Origin of the sequence: Mesorhizobium sp. KR2-14, from assembly GCF_040049255.1 — a bacterium.
Classification (GTDB): domain Bacteria; phylum Pseudomonadota; class Alphaproteobacteria; order Rhizobiales; family Rhizobiaceae; genus Pseudaminobacter.
Genome location: NZ_JBDZDR010000006.1, coordinates 241745 through 258006 on the forward strand (window position 1 = coordinate 241745; position 16262 = coordinate 258006).

At 64.5% G+C, this 16262-nt stretch carries 11 protein-coding genes; all 11 read right to left on the reverse strand.

What is annotated here, in order from left to right; all coding sequences use genetic code 11:
• Nucleotides 1-254: 254 nt before the first annotated feature.
• On the reverse strand, nucleotides 255-1457 hold the full coding sequence (locus ABLE86_RS16915) for an acetyl-CoA C-acyltransferase (protein ID WP_348780134.1): 1203 nt from the start codon (nucleotides 1455-1457) through the stop codon (nucleotides 255-257).
• Between the two features lie 127 nt (nucleotides 1458-1584).
• The gene (locus tag ABLE86_RS16920; RefSeq protein WP_348780135.1) at nucleotides 1585-2472 is read right to left on the reverse strand and encodes an SDR family NAD(P)-dependent oxidoreductase; all 888 of its coding nucleotides are present in this window, start codon (nucleotides 2470-2472) and stop codon (nucleotides 1585-1587) included.
• A 51-nt stretch (nucleotides 2473-2523) separates the two neighbouring features.
• Nucleotides 2524-3315 (reverse strand): SDR family oxidoreductase, encoded by a 792-nt coding sequence (locus ABLE86_RS16925; protein WP_348780136.1) that lies wholly within the window; start codon nucleotides 3313-3315, stop codon nucleotides 2524-2526.
• 87 nt (nucleotides 3316-3402) lie between these two features.
• Complete coding sequence (locus ABLE86_RS16930) at nucleotides 3403-4662, reverse strand: TetR family transcriptional regulator (protein WP_348780137.1); 1260 nt, start codon at nucleotides 4660-4662, stop codon at nucleotides 3403-3405.
• Between the two features lie 165 nt (nucleotides 4663-4827).
• Nucleotides 4828-6630: an acyl-CoA dehydrogenase gene (locus ABLE86_RS16935; protein WP_348780138.1), complete on the reverse strand. Its 1803-nt coding sequence runs from the start codon at nucleotides 6628-6630 to the stop codon at nucleotides 4828-4830.
• A gap of 142 nt (nucleotides 6631-6772) precedes the next feature.
• A complete protein-coding gene (locus ABLE86_RS16940) occupies nucleotides 6773-9448 on the reverse strand; it encodes an AMP-binding protein (RefSeq protein ID WP_348780139.1) in 2676 nt (891 codons plus the stop codon).
• Entirely contained in the window at nucleotides 9448-10944 is a 1497-nt protein-coding gene (locus tag ABLE86_RS16945) for a sugar ABC transporter ATP-binding protein (RefSeq protein ID WP_348780140.1), read from the reverse strand. Before ABLE86_RS16945 ends, ABLE86_RS16940 begins: the two co-directional genes overlap by 1 nt.
• Nucleotides 10941-12041, reverse strand: coding sequence for a strictosidine synthase (locus ABLE86_RS16950; RefSeq protein WP_348780141.1), 1101 nt, complete (start codon nucleotides 12039-12041; stop codon nucleotides 10941-10943). Before ABLE86_RS16950 ends, ABLE86_RS16945 begins: the two co-directional genes overlap by 4 nt.
• A complete protein-coding gene (locus ABLE86_RS16955) occupies nucleotides 12038-14152 on the reverse strand; it encodes an SMP-30/gluconolactonase/LRE family protein (RefSeq protein ID WP_348780142.1) in 2115 nt (704 codons plus the stop codon). Before ABLE86_RS16955 ends, ABLE86_RS16950 begins: the two co-directional genes overlap by 4 nt.
• A gap of 65 nt (nucleotides 14153-14217) precedes the next feature.
• Entirely contained in the window at nucleotides 14218-15213 is a 996-nt protein-coding gene (locus tag ABLE86_RS16960; protein WP_348780143.1) for a sugar ABC transporter substrate-binding protein, read from the reverse strand.
• A gap of 24 nt (nucleotides 15214-15237) precedes the next feature.
• Nucleotides 15238-16212 carry an ABC transporter permease gene (locus ABLE86_RS16965; protein WP_348780144.1) on the reverse strand — a complete coding sequence of 325 codons (975 nt, stop codon included), beginning with the start codon at nucleotides 16210-16212 and terminating at the stop codon, nucleotides 15238-15240.
• Nucleotides 16213-16262 lie beyond the last annotated feature (50 nt).

A 16262-nucleotide genomic window follows, 5' to 3' on the forward strand; every position in this document is an offset into this window, starting at 1 on the left:
AATGTTCCCGTCAACATCCTCTGCGGGGCGGGCCCGGTCGGGGGACAGCACATGGTCAGAACCGACAAAATCTTCCCATCCTGGCGTGGGGCAGAGCCTTTCATCACCCTGTGTGACTTGCGCTTGACGGTGCGGGCCCGCTCAAGCGCTCACGGTCTTCTTGCTCCTCTCTCGAGGAAGCCAAGTTGACTTTGCGGTGCCCGGCGGGCGCTCGGCGAAGGGCAAACCGATGAACCCGCTTCCCATCGCGCCGCTCAGTTGACCTCAAACAGGCCGGCAGCGCCCATGCCACCGCCGACGCACATGGTGACTACGACGTAGCGGGCGCCGCGGCGTTTGCCCTCGATCAGTGCATGCCCGACCAGGCGGGCCCCCGACATGCCGTAAGGATGGCCGACGGAAATCGCGCCGCCATTGACGTTCAGTTTGTCCGGGTCGATTCCGAGCCGTTCCCGGCAATAGAGGACCTGCACTGCGAACGCCTCGTTGAGTTCCCACAGGCCGATGTCGTCGACCGACAGCCCATGCGCCTTCAGCAGCTTCGGAACCGCAAACACCGGGCCAATCCCCATCTCGTCGGGATCGCAGCCTGCCACCGCCATGCCGCGATAGATGCCCAGCGGTTGAAGGCCTCGCTTCTCCGCCTCTCGCGCCTCCATGAGGAGGCTCGCCGAGGCGCCGTCCGAAAGCTGTGAAGCGTTGCCCGCCGTGATGTAGCCGCCCGCTGCGATCGACTTGCCTCCGGCGAACACCGGCTTGAGGCTCGACAGCCCCTCGAGCGTGGTCTCGGGGCGATTGCCCTCGTCTCGTTCCAGCGTCACCTCGACGCTCTTTTCCTCGCCGGTCGCCTTGTCCTTGACCTTCATGACGCTCTTCAGCGGAACGATCTCCGCGTCGAAGCGGCCTTCGGCCTGGGCTTTTGCTGTGCGCATCTGGGAAGACAGGGCATACTCGTCCTGCGCCTCACGCGAAATGCCATAGCGGGCTGCCACCACCTCGGCGGTTTCGAGCATCGACATATAGAGGTCCGGCTGATGCGCGACCAGCCATGGGTCCTCGAACCGGTCGAGGTTCATCTTCGGCGTCTGCACCAGCGAGATAGATTCCACTCCACCGCCCACTGTCACCGTCATGCCGTCATGCATGATCTGCTTGGCTGCGGTTGCGATGGCCATCAGGCCCGAGGCGCACTGGCGGTCGAGCGTCATGCCGGCCACGCTGGTCGGCAGCCCCGCCCTTACCAGCGCCTGCCGCGCGACGTTCATGTGCGTGGAGCCCTGCTGCATGGCAGCGCCGACCACGACGTCGTCCACTTCCCCCGGCTCGACGCCGGCCCGCTCCACCGCCTTCGCGATCGCGTGGCCGGCCAGTTCCTGGGCCTGCGTGTCGTTGAAGGCGCCCCGATACGCCTTGCCGATCGGCGTCCGAGCCGTCGAAACGATAACAGCTTCTCTCATATGGCATGCCTTTCCAGGGTTCTATTGCAACGGTTGAGTGGGAGCAGAAAGCGCCCGATGGAAAGCTTCCAATCCGGCAGCGTTCCCGCCGCCCCAGGTATCGGATCTGTCGCAGCCACGTCGGCCCTCAGCCTTTCGGTGCCCGCTGGTAGCCGGCTTTGGCGAGTTCGAGCCTGCCCTGCTGCTCGCCGGCATCCGGCACCGTTTCGCCCTGGCGATCGGTTATCTCGCTCCATCTCTCGACGATCTCGTCGGCCACATCGGCGCCGCCTCCAAGGTAGATGCCGGAAGTCAGCGTGACATGGGCCGTTTCGAACGAGCCGGCACCCGCGCACAGGATCGTCCGCGTCTGCGCATCCTCGTGCACGAGAGCCAGCACGGCCGGGCTGACGTGGGCAGGCTGCAACAGATCCAGTTCCGCCTGCGGCAACAGGCCTTCGAGCATCTGCGTAGCCGCAGTCGGCGCGATGCAGTTGACGCGGATATTGTTGCGCGCGCCTTCCAGCGCGAGCGTCTGCATCAGTCCGACCAACGCCATCTTTGCTGCGCCGTAGTTGGACTGGCCGAAATTGCCGTAGAGGCCGGACGACGACGTGGTCATGACGATACGCCCGTAGTTCTGCGCCCGCATGTGCTCCCACACGGCCTTGGTGCAATTGACCGAACCCATGAGATGCACGTCGATGATCAACCGGAAGTCCGCCAGATCCATCTTGGCAAACGTCTTGTCGCGCAGGATGCCGGCATTGTTGACCAATATGTCGACCCTGGACCAACGCTCCACCGTGCGGTCGACCATCGCCTGCACGGCGTCGAAATCTGTCACCGAGGCGCCGACGGCCATCGCTTCCCCACCAGCCTGGCGGATTTCCTCTGCCACCCCTTCCGCGGCGGCCTCGGACAGATCGTTGACGACGACCTTCGCCCCGCGCGTGGCCAGAAGCAGCGCATGGTCGCGCCCCAGTCCCGAGCCCGCACCGGTTACAATGGCCACCTTGCCTGAAAGATCGATCATCTTGCCTTCAACTCTCGTTATGTTGCTCTTGGGTTCCTGCGGAAATGTCCGTCACGGGTCGATCATGTCTGGCGGGCAGGCATGCACCACGCCGCCGTCGACCGTCAGCACCTCGCCGACGACATAGTCACCGGCGCGGCTGGCCAGGTAGACCGCCGCCGCCGCAATATCCTCCGGCCGACCCACACGCCCCGCCGGTATCGAGACGAGATAGTCCTCGCCATGATCGCGGGCCGCCCTGTTCATCTCCGACGGGAAGGCGCCGGGCGCGATCGCCGTCGCGACGATGTGGTCGCGGATCAACCGGGCGGCCATCCGGCGCACCAGATGATGCACGGCCGCCTTCGAGGCCTGGTAGCTGTAGGTCTCCCAGGGACTGATGCGCAGGCCGTCGATCGATCCGATGGAGATCATCTTCGACGGCCGATCCGGCCGGGCGGCCGCCTTGAGCGCCGGGTAAAGCGCCTGTGCCAGGAAGAACGGCGCCTTGACGTTGATGTTGAAGACCTTGTCCCAGCCGCCTTCCGGGAAGGTCTCGAATTCGGAGCCCCAGGCTGCCCCTGCATTGTTCACAAGGATGTCGAGCGCAGGCTCACGCTCCATGAGTGCGGCGGCCAGCGCCTGTGCACCGGCGACCGTGGAGACGTCGGCAGGCAGCGCAATGCAGCGCGGCCCCATTTCCCCGGCAGCCGCCTCGCACTGGTCGGCTTTTCTGGCCGAGATATAGACGCGCGCGCCCTGCGCCAGGAAACCCTCCGCGATCATCCTGCCGATGCCGCGTGATCCGCCGGTGATCAGCGCGACGCGCCCTTCCAGCGAAAAGAGTGATGCGATGTCCAGCATGAATGTCCCCCAACTCCATGGATCGCTTGCCGCCTGTTACGCCGAGGCGGCCACGATGACAAGAGAATTTGTACGAATGTACTGTTATTAACCTGGTTCGGCGATGCTCTTGCCGATGGCAGCGGCAAAATCCTGCCGGGAATGGGAAAGATTGGTCGTGTCGAGCTGGGCGACGGTGCCGCGGATCAGCTTTCCGACAAACAGGGCCTGCAATTGCAGGGGAGCTCCAGCCACGACGGCACCGCCGGCGGAGATCGCGGCCAGCCGTCGCATCCATGCATTTTGCTGGTCGAGAAGGGCGCTGCTCACTGCCCCGCGAAGCTCCGCATCCTGGGCGGCGCCCATCCAGACCGAGTAGTAGCCGACATTTTCACGCGCGAACTCGAGCAGCTCGCGAAAGAAGATCGTCGTGGTGAGGTCGACGAGCCGGGCCCGATCCATGTCCGCCACCGCGACGGCCCCGATGCCTTCCCGGTAGCGGGCCTTGGCGCGTTCGAACATGGTCGTCTGGGCGGCTTCCAGCAGGCTGCTGATCGTCGGGAAATAATAACTGGGGCCGCTGCGGACCATTCCGGCCCGTTCGGCTATGCTGGCATGGGAGACGGCCGCCGCCCCGTCGGCGACGAGCACGTCGATTGCCGCCTCGATCAACCGGTTTCGCGTCTCCAACTGCCGCGGTCGAAGCGCCTCAAGCGATGGCGCCCGAGGTAAACGTCCTTTCGCGGCCAAAGCTTCGATCGCCGGCAATTGATCGAGGCCGACACGACCGTAGAGCAAGTCGAAGACAGTTTCCTGATCCAGCATCAGGGGGTGCAGCAGGACCGTGAAGCCGACGGTGATGTCGATCGCGGCGCCGGGACGCAGCGATGAAGCGCCCGGGAAGGCGTCGGCGATTCCGGCCCAGATCGCATCCAGCTCCGAATACCAGCGCTGCGCCATCGCCCGCCCCTCGCTGTTGCGGCCGCCATGCAGCATCAGCTCGCACCAGGCCAGGGAACGCGTTCGCTCGCGGCCGAGGGCAGTGGCGGCAACGCGGACGACAAGATCGTCCAGCGAACGGATCTCGGTTTCCTCATTCGCGCGCAGACGTTGCTGCAGACGCCGGAAAGCGTCGAGATAGCCCTCCATGAGGGTTCGCGAGGTTTCCGCAAGAATGTCCTGCTTGGTCCCGAAGTGATAGGTCGTCGCGGCCAGGCTCACCCCGCCGGCGTGGGCGACCGCCCGGTGGGTCAGACCGGAGACGCCGCGCGATGCCAGCACCTTTATCGCGCCTTCCGCGATCTTCCGGCGCGTTCTCAGGGTCCTTTCCTGCACCGCGCGCTTCATCACCGTGCCGCTGTCGCGCATGTCTTTCGTTGCTGGCCTCGCGATCTCCATCGACCGACTGGATAGCGCAGTCGGGCGGACAAGCCTAGATCACCATGCGTCCTGACGGACGCGGTTGGGCAATCCATCCCCTTGCTTGAGCGTCCAATTTTCCGAAAGCCGGATTTCATTTCTCGGTACGATGGTCTAGCAGCCGAACATGGTCGGCGGCGCGTCGAGACAGGTCCTGTCGAGCGCGCTGCATAGCCTCAGTCGCGTGATCGCCAGTGGCAACTCGTAGCGGCTGAAGTATCGGTATGCCGCCATCTTGCCTTCGTAGAATTCTCGTCCCGCTTCCGAACCGTCACCCGCCGCGATGGCCTCGGCCGCCACGATTGCCTGCCTCAGCCACATCCACCCTACGACAACATGGCCGAACGCATCGAGGTAGAGGGTAGCGTTGGCAAGCCGGGCCGCCAGGTCGCTGCAGCCGAGCAGGGTGTCGGTCGTCTCGGAAAGAACGCCAAGGCACTCCGACAGAATTGCGGCTTCCTCGGCAAGTCGCTCGATCTTGCCGGCCGCCGTGACGGTCTCGTGCGCAAGATTGACAAAGCGCCGCATCGTCCGACCCTTGTCGGCGCTGACCTTGCGCCCGACCAGGTCCATGCCCTGGATGCCGAAGGTGCCTTCGTGGATGTGGTTGAGCCGGTTGTCGCGATAGAGCCGCTCCAGCGGATAGTCGCGCGTGTAGCCGTAGCCGCCGAGCACCTGGATCGCCCATTTGTTGGCCTCGAGGCAATGTTCAGACGGCCATGATTTGACGACGGGGGTGAGCAGCCCCAGCAGCGCGGCCAGCCATTCGGCGGTTTCAGCATCCTCGGCCACCGCCAGTTCGTCGACGAGCGTCGCGCAATAGAGGCACAATGCCTGCGCGCCCTCCACCGCCGCTTTCTGCGCCATCAGCATGCGACGTATGTCGGCATGCTCGATGATCGGTACCGGCGCTGCAAGCGGGTCCTTCTGGTCGATTCGCCGTCCCTGCGCCCGGGTCTTTGCGTAGTCCGATGCGTAGAGGTAGCCGCCGAGAGCAGCCATGACCGAGGCATGGCCGACGCCGATGCGCGCCTCGTTCATCATATGGAACATATATTCGAGGCCGCGATGCGGTTCGCCTATGAGGTATCCGAGCGTTTCTCCGGCTTCGCCGAAATTGAGGAGGCAGTTGGTGGTGCCGCGCTGACCCATCTTGTGGTTGAGACCGGCGAGAGCGATGTTGTTCGCCTCCACGATGCAGCCGTCGGCCAGCACGCGTCGCTTCGGCACGAGGAACAGTGAGATGCCCTTGCTGCCGGCGGGGCCGCCGGGAATTTTGGCGAGCACCATGTGGACGATGTTTTCCGAGATCTCCTGCTCGCCACCCGAAATCCACATCTTGCTGCCGCGGATGCGATATAGGCCGTCGTCGCCTAGCATGGCGGTGGTGCGGATGTCGCCAAGCGACGAGCCGGCCTGCGGCTCCGAAAGGCACATGGTGCCAAACCATCGGCCTTCGAGCATCGGCGGCAGGAAGCGAGCCTTCAGCTCCTCCGATCCGAATGCGCTCAAAAGGTTCGCGGCGGCGATCGTCAGGAAGGCGTAGTTCGTGACGGCCGTGTTGGCACAGGTGAACATGCCGCTGGCGGCGGTGTGAAGCACCCACGGCGCCTGCAGGCCGCCGAGCTCCGCCTTGAAAGGCAGAGCAAAAAAGCCCGCCTGCGCATAGGCGCCGAGCGCCTGGTCGATGCCTGCGGGCAGCACGACGCCGCCGTCGACAAAGCGAGGCTCGTCGGCGTCCACCCTGGCAGCTATCGGAAGGAACTCCGTCTCGGCAATGCGCTGCGCCGCATCCAGAATCTGGCACATCGCATTGCGATCGTAGGAGGCAAATCGCGGGTGGGACTGCAGCCGCTCGATGTCGAGCAGCTCAAACAAGACGAAGTCCAGTTCGCGCCGATCGACGACCATCGACATGGCGGCCTCCCCTGAATGAAGATGCCCCCCCAATAGCGCAGCGCTTCGCCAGTGTCGACATTAATTGTACGTTTGTACTGATTTTATGCAGGAGTATCCATCGAGACGATAACCAACGGCAACCCGCCAAATGGCCCTGTCGTCATCCAGCGTCTCGATACACCGGCTGCCTCTTGCTCGCGAAGGCGGCAAGTCCCTCGGCGAGATCGGCACCATGGACGTGGCTTGCGAAATGCTCGATTTCGGCGCGCAGTCGCCGGTGACGCCGTTCGTCGCCCGCTTCGGGGCGGGTCAGCTGCTTGATGTGCCTCAGCGCCTGCGGGCTGCACCGGCAGATTTCGCGCGCAAGCTCTCTTGCCCGCTCCATCAGCCGTTCCTTCGGCACGGCTTCGTTGACGAGACCCCACGCGGCAGCGGTCCTGGCGTCGATCAAGGACGCGGTGAAGAAGAGTTGCGACGCGCGTAGCGGCCCGATCTTTTCGGCCAGACGCACTGTCGCGCCTCCGGCAGGAACGATGCCATATCGCGCGTGTCCGTCGCCGATCTTCGCGTCCTCGGCGGCGATGACGACATCGCAGGCCAGCAACAACTCGAGCCCGCCCGCGACCGCCACGCCATTGACCGCAGCGACCACCGGAACAGGCAGGTCCTCGACCATCTGGATGACGTCCTGATTGTATCTCAGCGTATCGATCAGCCTGGTGCCGCCAGCTTTCAGAGCCGCCTCGAACTCGATGAGATCGCCGCCCGCGCAAAAGGCCCGTCCCGCGCCGGTCAGGATCACCACACGCAATCCCGGAAGCTCGCTGAGGGCGCGAAGCCGCCGTTCGAGCGCTTGCATCAATGCTTCCGAGGCAGCATTCAAGCTTTCGGGGCGGTCGAATGTAAGCGTGGCTATGCCGTCTTCGACGTCGAGACGGACGGGCTCGGCATCCTGTTTTTCGACACGTCGCAGCACATAGCTCTGCGGCAGCGGCCTGAGCGCGGCCTCAACTTGCGCCGCCTGCGCTGTGCTGGCCCCTGAAAGCGCGATCTCGGCCAGCGTGCGCTTCTGACCGTCGAGGTAGACCTCTACGGTCGCAGAAGCGCCCGGCCCGCAGATCCGTTCCACTTCAAGACGCACCTTCTCCTTGATCGCGAGGTCGCGCAAGGTCGGCTTGAACACCTTGCCCACAGCCGTCACCGGCAGCGAGTCGATGACGAGCACGCTGCGCGGTCGCGCCGGGGGCTCATGGACGTTCGCCTCCAGATACCCCTTCAGCGCCTCCACATCGATCCGTGCGCCCGGCGCCGGCACGACGAACAGCGCCGGCACCTCTCCGGCATATTGATCGGGCATGCCGACGGCAGCGCTGATCTGCACACCGGGGAACCTGTTTGCCACGTCCTCAATCGCCGCCGGGTCGATGTTGTGACCGCTGCGCACGATGAGGTCCTTCTCGCGACCGGTCAGCACCAGGCGCTCATCAGCCGTCAGGTAGCCGACATCGCCCGTCGTCAGCCAGCCGTCGTCGCTGAGCGTACCGAGATTGTGCTTCGGGTCCACATAACCGGGGAACACCTGCGGTCCGCGCACCTCTACCGAGCCGCTCTCACCCGGCCCGCACGGCTCCCCATCAGAGCCCAGTCGCAGGATACGGATTTGCGAGAAGGGGGCGCGAAAACCGACGCTGCCTGCCAGAGGCTCGCCGCGGCCGGGGTTGAAGGCGATCGCCGCCGCCGTCTCCGTCATGCCGTAGGTTTCGAACAGCCGGATACCGGTGGCCGCCTCGAACCTTGCGCCGATCTCCCTCGGCAGCACGGCGCCGCCCGTGCCCGCCATGCGCACGGTCGAGACGTCGTATTTGGGATCGAAGCTGCTGGTCAGAGCCGTGATCGAGGTGGGCACGCCGCCAATGACGGTAGCGCGGAAATGCTGCACGATGCGCCAGTAGTTTTCCACCACCGCTGGTGGCCGCAGCCCATAGGGCGACGGCACGACCATGTGCCCGCCGGCGGCGAGCACCGACAGGCCGACCGTCATCGTGCCGCCGACGTGGAAGAACGGAAAGCCGTTGATGACGGTATCGTTCTCGTCATAGGCGAACACCTGGCCAAAGCCGAAGGCTGCATGAATCTGGTTGCCGTGGGTAAGCTGCACCAGCTTCGGGCGACCCGTCGTGCCGCCGGTGTGGAACAGGGCGCAGACCGTGTCGGGATCGCTGGTCGGCTCGAAATCGAGACCGTCGCCCCGGTTCCCCGCCAGCACCTCGCTCAAGGCCGAATATCCGGCTGCCAACGGCCCGTTGCCGCCGATGACGATCACATGGCTCAGGCTGGGCACCTCCTCGACAATGCGATCGGCCTTCCTCCAGCAGTCTTCGTCCAGCTCTCGCGCCGACAGCACGAGGATGGTCGCCTTCTCCGCATTCAGCAGGTCGACGATGGCCTCGCGGCTCAGCAGATAGTTCAGCGTGCTGGCCACGCCTGCCACCTGCGCGCCAAGCAGGAGCGCCGGAAGCTCCGGCAGCGTCGGCGTCAGGAAGGCGGCGACGCCCCGGCCCGGCGCCAGCCCAAGCCGCCTGAACATATTCGCCGCGCGTGTGATTTCCTCCAGAAGCTGACCGTGCGTGAACGAGACGCCGACGTCGGCGGGATCGGGCGATCGCAGTACCGTCAGCGCCTTGCGCTCGCCACCGTGCCGGGCGGTCGCGAGGAACAGGTCGTACAGATTGCGCGCGGTCACCAGCTCCTGATAGGGCTGGCGCTCGATGGCCACGACATCTTCGATGGTCCGCACCTCGCGAACGGGGCGCGTCGTCTTCAATTGCCGTTCCATCAGTGCACCGCCGCGTACATGATCGTTTCCTCGTCTGCTCTGTTGCCCTCGAATTCCTCGACGATGCGACCCTGGCGGCATACGAGGATCCGGTCGGACAGTTGCAGGACTTCCGGCAGGTAGGACGAGATGACCATCACGGCGATTCCCTCGTCCGCCAGCCTGTTGATGAGGTGGTGAATTTCCGCGATCGCGCCCACGTCCACGCCACGCGTCGGTTCATCGAAGATGACCAGCCGGGGCTTTTGTACCAGCGCCTTGGCCACGACGACCTTCTGCTGGTTGCCGCCTGACAGCTCGATGACGCGGGCATCGGCGTTGATCGCCTTCACGTTCAGCGCTTCGATCCACTCGCTTGCCAGCGCCCGCATCTCGCTCATGCTCACGGTGGCCGATTTCGTGCGCCCGCCGGCCAGCGCGGCAATGTGGATGTTCTCGGCGATCGACATGGTTTCGAAGAAGCCTTCGACCTTGCGGTCCTCGGTCACGTAGACGATGCCGTCGCCGACAGCCGAACGCGGCACCCGATAGCGCACCGGGCGATCGCCCAGGCGGATCTGTCCGCCATGGAACATGTCGCGTTTCAGCACGCCGGCGACCACCTTCGCGGCTTCGGTGCGACCGGAGCCGATCAGGCCGAAAACGCCTGTGATCTGTCCGGCGAATATGGAGAAGGACGTGTTGCGCACGAGGCTGCCCATGGACAGGTTCTGCACGCTCAGCACCTTTTCCCCCGCCTCCCGCACCGCGCGGTTCCTGGACGAGCCGTAGAGCTCTCCTGTCAGCGTGCGGCCGACCATGGCTCGCACGATCTTCTCGCGATCGAATTTTTCCACGTCGTCGGTGACGACATGTTCGCCGTCGCGCATCACGGTGATGCGGTCGGCGATCGCCAGCGCCTCCTCCAGCGCGTGCGAGATGAAGATGATCGAGACGTTACGCTGCTTCAGACGCTCGACGAGAGCAAAGAACTGATGCTTCTCCTCGGGCGTCAGCGTCGCTGTCGGTTCGTCAAAGATGATGACTTGGGCGTTGTGATGCACGGCCCTGGCGATCTCGACCATCTGCTTCTGGCCCGCACCGAGGCCCGAAACCATCGCGGTCGGATCGACATGGAAGTTGAGCGACTGCAGGAACTGCTGGCCGGCGATATAGATGCCGCGCAACCGATGGAACCTTTTCGCATCAGTCAGATAGATGTTCTGCGCCACGGTCAGGGACGGTACCAGGCTGGTTTCCTGGTAGACCATCGCAATTCCTCGACGCAGCGCGTCCGACGGCGATGCCAGTTCGACCTTGGCCCCGTCGATCCAGACTTCGCCGGATGTCGGCTCAACGACACCGGCGATCATCTTCGTCAGCGTCGACTTGCCGGCACCGTTCTCGCCGAGAAGCGCGTGCACCTCACCGCGACGAAGGCTGAACGAGACCTCCTTGACAGCGGGAATACCACGATACTGCTTGGTCGCGTTGCGCAGTTCAACGATCGGCCTCATTGCGTGTCTCCTCCGGCCCTCGTCGGATCCGCGATTGGAAGCGAGACAATCACCCCGTCGCCACGCGCGGTCACAAAGACCTGTTCCCTGTACTCGGCTACGCATGTCACTCCGTGCGTCCGACCGTCCGCGCGGCTTTGCAGGCTGAAACGCGGCTGAAATCCACGGTCGAGCTTGACGCACAAGCCCGCCGACATGGTTGGCGCCCATGGCTTCAGCATGCCGAGCTGCTTCACACCGCCGCCCTGGAGCGACTCATAGAAGCTGCGGCCGGATCGGAGCTTGGGCGCAACCCAAAATTGCTGCGGCACTTCCGCCATCATGCGCTTGCGATAGGCGTCTTCGCGCAGCACGAACTCGACCAGCTGGCTGCGCGGCGCGAACAGCGCCAGCCAATAGCCGTCTTGCGCAGGCCCGATCCGGCCGGGGTAGCCCGGCAAATCGCCATGCAGAACCGCATTGCTGCCTGGCCGCGAGGGATCGATCCTCACCAGCCGGTGTTTCCAGGCTTCCGAAACGACGAGCCCGTTGCCGTCGACGACCAGACCCGCGGGCCAGGCGAGGCCGTCCGCAATCCGGGTAATTGCTCCGCCTGCCAGGTCGATGCACCATACACTTCCCGAGGCATTGCGTTCGAGCAGGTCACGCTGCCAGTCATCCGCTGCATTTGTTGCGGAGCCGTTGGCGACGTAGAGTTTCGAACCATTTGCGGCCAGCGCGGTGATGCAGGCGGTCCCCTCGCCGGCGCGATAGCTGCGACCGTCGAAGCGGCCGCCTTCGATGAGAATCCTGCCGTCGGCCAGCGCGATCGCCAGGCCGTCTTCACCAACCGGGCACAGACCCGCTATCGTCTCGCGATGGGAAGAGCGTTGCTCCCAGGTGCCGTCGGGACCGAGCGCGAACAGGCTGTCTCCCGCCGAGGCGAACAGCGTTTCGCCGCGCACTGCGAGGCAGTCCGCACCATCGAGCGCCATGCGCGAGGTCGCCTCGTCCAGCACACGGTTGGGACGAAGCGCACCGTCGAGGGGCGGTACTGTGACCGCTGCGTCGCCGCGACCGAACAGGTTGTCCAATGCACGTGTCAGACCGCGGATCATGCCTTCCCCCAGTAGGATTGCTGCGCCGTCCAGTTCGGGTCGACGCCTTCGAGCTTCAGCCGCCCGACCCGGTTGTTGACGATGCCGCCGATATAAAGGTGGCCCTTGTGCTCGCGCATGGAGGTGATCATCGGATGGTTCTCGCCGCCGCGATCCCACAGCGCCTCGATGACGCGGCCCGCTTCATCGAAACGCAACACGCAGCCGGTGTTGATGTTGGGATAGAGCCATTCGTCGGGTGCGACGCGCCGGGCCATGCGCCGGCGGAAGCCGGGCATCTTCAGTGCAAGGTCGAACGCGGGTGTCCGTATACCGACCAGCGCCAGCCAGTATGTGCCGTCCGAAGCTCGGTTGATGTTGTCGGGATAGCCCGGCAAATCGGAGATCACGGGCTCGACGGTTCCTTTCTTCGGTCCGTCGAACCAGTAGCGGCTGATACGGCAGGCCCAGGTCTCGGCGAACAGGAAGGACTGCCCGTCATGGGTCATGCAGATGCCGTTCGGGAACACCAGGTTCTTCAGCACCGTGCGCGTCCTGCCCGTGTTCGGATCGAAGCAGATGATGCGTCCGTTGCCTCGCGATTCCAGGCAGTCGACCGGCCATTCGTGCATGTCGTAGCGAACGGTGGCCTCGCTGAAGAAGACCCGTCCGTCCGGCGCGATGTCGAGATCGTCGGCCAGCCGCAGGCGGGAATCGTCAACGACCGAGAACCAGGAGCGGTTGGTCTCGTCGGTGAGCCTTTCGATCTTCCGGTCCCGAGTGACGCGGTAGAGGCCCATGCCGCCGATGCAGCAGATCAGCGAGCCGTCACGCGCCATGGCCAGGCCCAGCGGCCTTCCTCCAACATGGGCGAAGACCTCCTGCCGCTCGTAATCCGGCGCCAGGAAACGAACGATGTCGCCCGTTCGGTTGCCGACATAGATGTTGTCGTCCTCGTCCAGGATGACGTCTTCCGGCCCGTCGATACGGCCGAGCCCGATCGCTTCGACCGGGCGTAGCCGATCGTTCAGAGCATAGGGCGACGCGCCGTCCGTTGCCGGCGCGGGAGGCAACTCGGCATAGGTGGGGGACACGTAGACTTTCGACAGGAACTTGTGGCGGTTCTTCAGCAAGCGCACGTCGACCGCCACTGCGGCCAGCAGCACCATGCCGAGCAGCAACGAGTTCGCGCCGCTGGTGACACCCATTCGCACCAGGCTGTTGACCATGATCATGACGGTGATGGAGCCGATGATCGCCTTGGCAGCGGAGCCGCGGCCTCCACCGAGGCTGTTGCCGCCGAGCACGGCCGCAGTCAGCGCCGCAATCTCGAGGCCGTTGCCGATGTCGGAGCCGGCAGCGCCCAGCCGCGAAGCGAAGAGCACGCCGGCGAGAGCGGCCAGCGTGCCGGACACCACGTAAGTCGCGCAGACGACCCTGCGCACCGGAATGCCGACATTGTGCGCCGAGCGCCGCGACCCGCCGACCGCGAGCACATGCCAGCCAGCGCTGGATCGGCTCAGCACAAGATGGGCGGCAAAGGCGACGACCAGGGCGACGACGACGCTGAACGGCAGGCCGAGCAGGTAACCTTCGCCGAACCAGTACCAGAGGTCGGAATCCGGAAACGCCGTCGCGATCGCCACCGCATATTTCAGGAGCAGCATGTCGACCACCGCACGCACGATGATCAGCGTGACGAGCGTGGTGAGAAACGCGCGCAGTCGCAGATAACCGACGAGCAGCCCGTTCACCAGACCGACGGCCGCGCCGCAGGCAAGTGTCGCCGCCACCACCGCCGCGACAGGCCACCCCGCCACGCTGAACAGCGCGAGCGCGACGATGTTGCCGAGTGCGAAGGTCGAACCAACGCTCAGGTCGATCCCCCCGGCCACGATCACGATCGTCAGCGCCAGCACGATGAGCCCGAATTCGCCCCACTGCCGCATCAGGTTCGAAATGCTGGCGGCGTCGAAGAAATCCGGGATCAGCGATCCGAAGACGGCCACCACCGCCGTCAGGATCAGGAGCGGGATCGCGTTGTCGACCCAACGCTTGGTGAGTATCTCGCCGAGAAGGTGATCGGGCACGAGGCGGTAGCGCCAGCGCACCACGCTGTCTGAAAGGGCCATGGTCTATGCTCGGATTGAAAAATGCGGCACCGACAGCCTGTCGCTGCCAGTGCCGCTGTCAAAGGTCAGCCCTTTTCAGGCATGTCCCAGCAGGAAGCCGGCGTCATGTTGTCCTTCGTCAGGAAGGTCAGCGGCGTGAAAAGCGTCGTCCTGGTGCTGCCGGGCGCCTGGCCCTGCTGCAGCAGGTGCTTGATCATGGTCGCCATGTCGCGCGCCTGTCCCGGCACGAAGAAGACGGCGACCTCGGAATAGCTTCCGTCGGTGAGCCCGTCGCAGGCCAGGCGGCTGCCGCCACCTTGAGTCAGCATGTAGACGTCCTTGCCGGATTCCTTGATGGCCGCCGCCGTGCCGATGTCCATAACATCCCAGAACCCGGTGACGCCGCAGAGATCAGGGTGCTGCTGGATGACGGTCGCGGTGATGTTCCTCGCCTTCGTCGAATCCCAGTCCGCCGCCTGGTTCGAGACGATCTGCATGTCGGGATGCTGCGACAGGACGTTGTTGATGCCCTGCATCTGGTAGACGCTTGCCGCGGCCGTCAGCACGCCCTGCGTGATCGCCACCTTGCCGCTTCCGCCATTGGCCGGGGAACATTTGTCCAAAAGGCGCTGGCCGATCTGCTCGCCCATAGCGACATAGTCGGCGCCCACGAACACGTCGGTCGAGTAGGCGGAACGCATGTTCACCTGCACGACGTAGATGCCCGCTTCCTCAGCCTTCTTGAGCAGACGTGCATAGGACTGGACGTCGGGATTGTGCACGACGATGACGTCCGGCTTCTCGGTGATAAGCGCGGTGAGCGCCTGCGCGCCCGCGTCCGTGTTGAAGTTCGGGTCGCGAATGTCGAACGTCACGCCGAGCGGCGCGAAGGCCTCCTTGAGACCCGCGGCCCAGCCTTCCGTAAGGTCGATGCCCATGGCTACGGGCAGAAAGGCGATGCGCTTGCCCTTGAACGAATCGTAATACGACCGGGTCGGATCATCGATGCCCTCCTGCGCCACGGCAGCGCCGGCACAGAGGGCAAATGCTGCGGCGATGATGCCGGTCTTGAACAGTTTCATATCTCTCCTCCCTTGAGAAAATGGCTAGATGTCACCCTGCTGCGCGGTCTGCTCGTCGCGCGGGTTGAGGACCGTGTCGATCACGATCGCCGTGAGAAGTAGAACGCCCTTGATGACGTTCTGGACGGTGTACTGGATGTCCATGATCGTCATGCCGTTGAGCAGGACGCCGATCAGCAGGGTGCCGACTATGACGTTGCGGATACCGCCACTTCCGCCCGAGAGACCTATTCCCCCGAGAACGACCACCAGGATCACGTCGTAGATATAGGTGGACAGCGCAAGCCGCGTGTTCATGCTCGCCACGGACGCGGCGGTTATGATGCCGGCTACATAGCCTATCAGCGCCGAAATGACGTATTGCTGCACGATCACAGGCCGAACAGCGATCCCGGTTATCCGCGCGGCGAGGATGTTGTCGCCCACTGCCCGCAGGTACCGGCCCGACTTCGCATAACGCAGGAAGAGATGGCCGGCGAGGCATACCGCGGCAAACAGGAAGATCGGCACAGGAACCCCGAACAGCGAACCCTGCCCGGCCCACAGCAGCGTGTCCGCCGCCTTGGGCATATAGGCAACCTCCATATTGAAGAGGAAATAGCGGCCTATCCCGTAGACGAGGGTTCCCATGGCGAGCGTGGCGAAGATGGCCGGAATTTCCGCATAGGCGACGAGCCAGCCGTTGAGCACCCCGATCGCAAGGGCGAAAGCCAGTCCGAGTGCGAGCGCCTGCGGCATGGGCATGCCGCCCGAGATCAGGCTGAGTGTCCACGCGACGGAGATGGCCATAAGCGCGACCAGCGACAGGTCGATGCCGCGACCGATCACCACGATGCCCATCGCAACGCCGAGTATTCCGAGGACAGAGACGCTGCGCACAAGATTGACCAGATTGTTCGCGGTGAGAAAGCCCGGGAGGGCCAGCGCGAAACCAAGGCACAGCAGCAAGGCGAGACCGAAGACAATCTGCTCCTGGCTCATGCGTCCCCAAAACGGCATACCGGCCTCCCTCCCATGCGACCGCCCCGCAACCTGAAACTAGCGACGGC

What these genes read in the sequence shown, in the direction of transcription:
- ABLE86_RS16965 (WP_348780144.1), bottom strand. Translation starts at nt 16,212, where the DNA reads ATGCCGTTTTGGGGACGCATGAGCCAGGAGCAGATTGTCTTCGGTCTC.
- ABLE86_RS16940 (WP_348780139.1), bottom strand. Translation starts at nt 9,448, where the DNA reads ATGGAACGGCAATTGAAGACGACGCGCCCCGTTCGCGAGGTGCGGACC.
- ABLE86_RS16955 (WP_348780142.1), bottom strand. Translation starts at nt 14,152, where the DNA reads ATGGCCCTTTCAGACAGCGTGGTGCGCTGGCGCTACCGCCTCGTGCCC.
- ABLE86_RS16920 (WP_348780135.1), bottom strand. Translation starts at nt 2,472, where the DNA reads ATGATCGATCTTTCAGGCAAGGTGGCCATTGTAACCGGTGCGGGCTCG.
- ABLE86_RS16960 (WP_348780143.1), bottom strand. Translation starts at nt 15,213, where the DNA reads ATGAAACTGTTCAAGACCGGCATCATCGCCGCAGCATTTGCCCTCTGT.
- ABLE86_RS16945 (WP_348780140.1), bottom strand. Translation starts at nt 10,944, where the DNA reads ATGAGGCCGATCGTTGAACTGCGCAACGCGACCAAGCAGTATCGTGGT.
- ABLE86_RS16935 (WP_348780138.1), bottom strand. Translation starts at nt 6,630, where the DNA reads ATGTCGATGGTCGTCGATCGGCGCGAACTGGACTTCGTCTTGTTTGAG.
- ABLE86_RS16915 (WP_348780134.1), bottom strand. Translation starts at nt 1,457, where the DNA reads ATGAGAGAAGCTGTTATCGTTTCGACGGCTCGGACGCCGATCGGCAAG.
- ABLE86_RS16930 (WP_348780137.1), bottom strand. Translation starts at nt 4,662, where the DNA reads ATGCGCGACAGCGGCACGGTGATGAAGCGCGCGGTGCAGGAAAGGACC.
- ABLE86_RS16950 (WP_348780141.1), bottom strand. Translation starts at nt 12,041, where the DNA reads ATGATCCGCGGTCTGACACGTGCATTGGACAACCTGTTCGGTCGCGGC.
- ABLE86_RS16925 (WP_348780136.1), bottom strand. Translation starts at nt 3,315, where the DNA reads ATGCTGGACATCGCATCACTCTTTTCGCTGGAAGGGCGCGTCGCGCTG.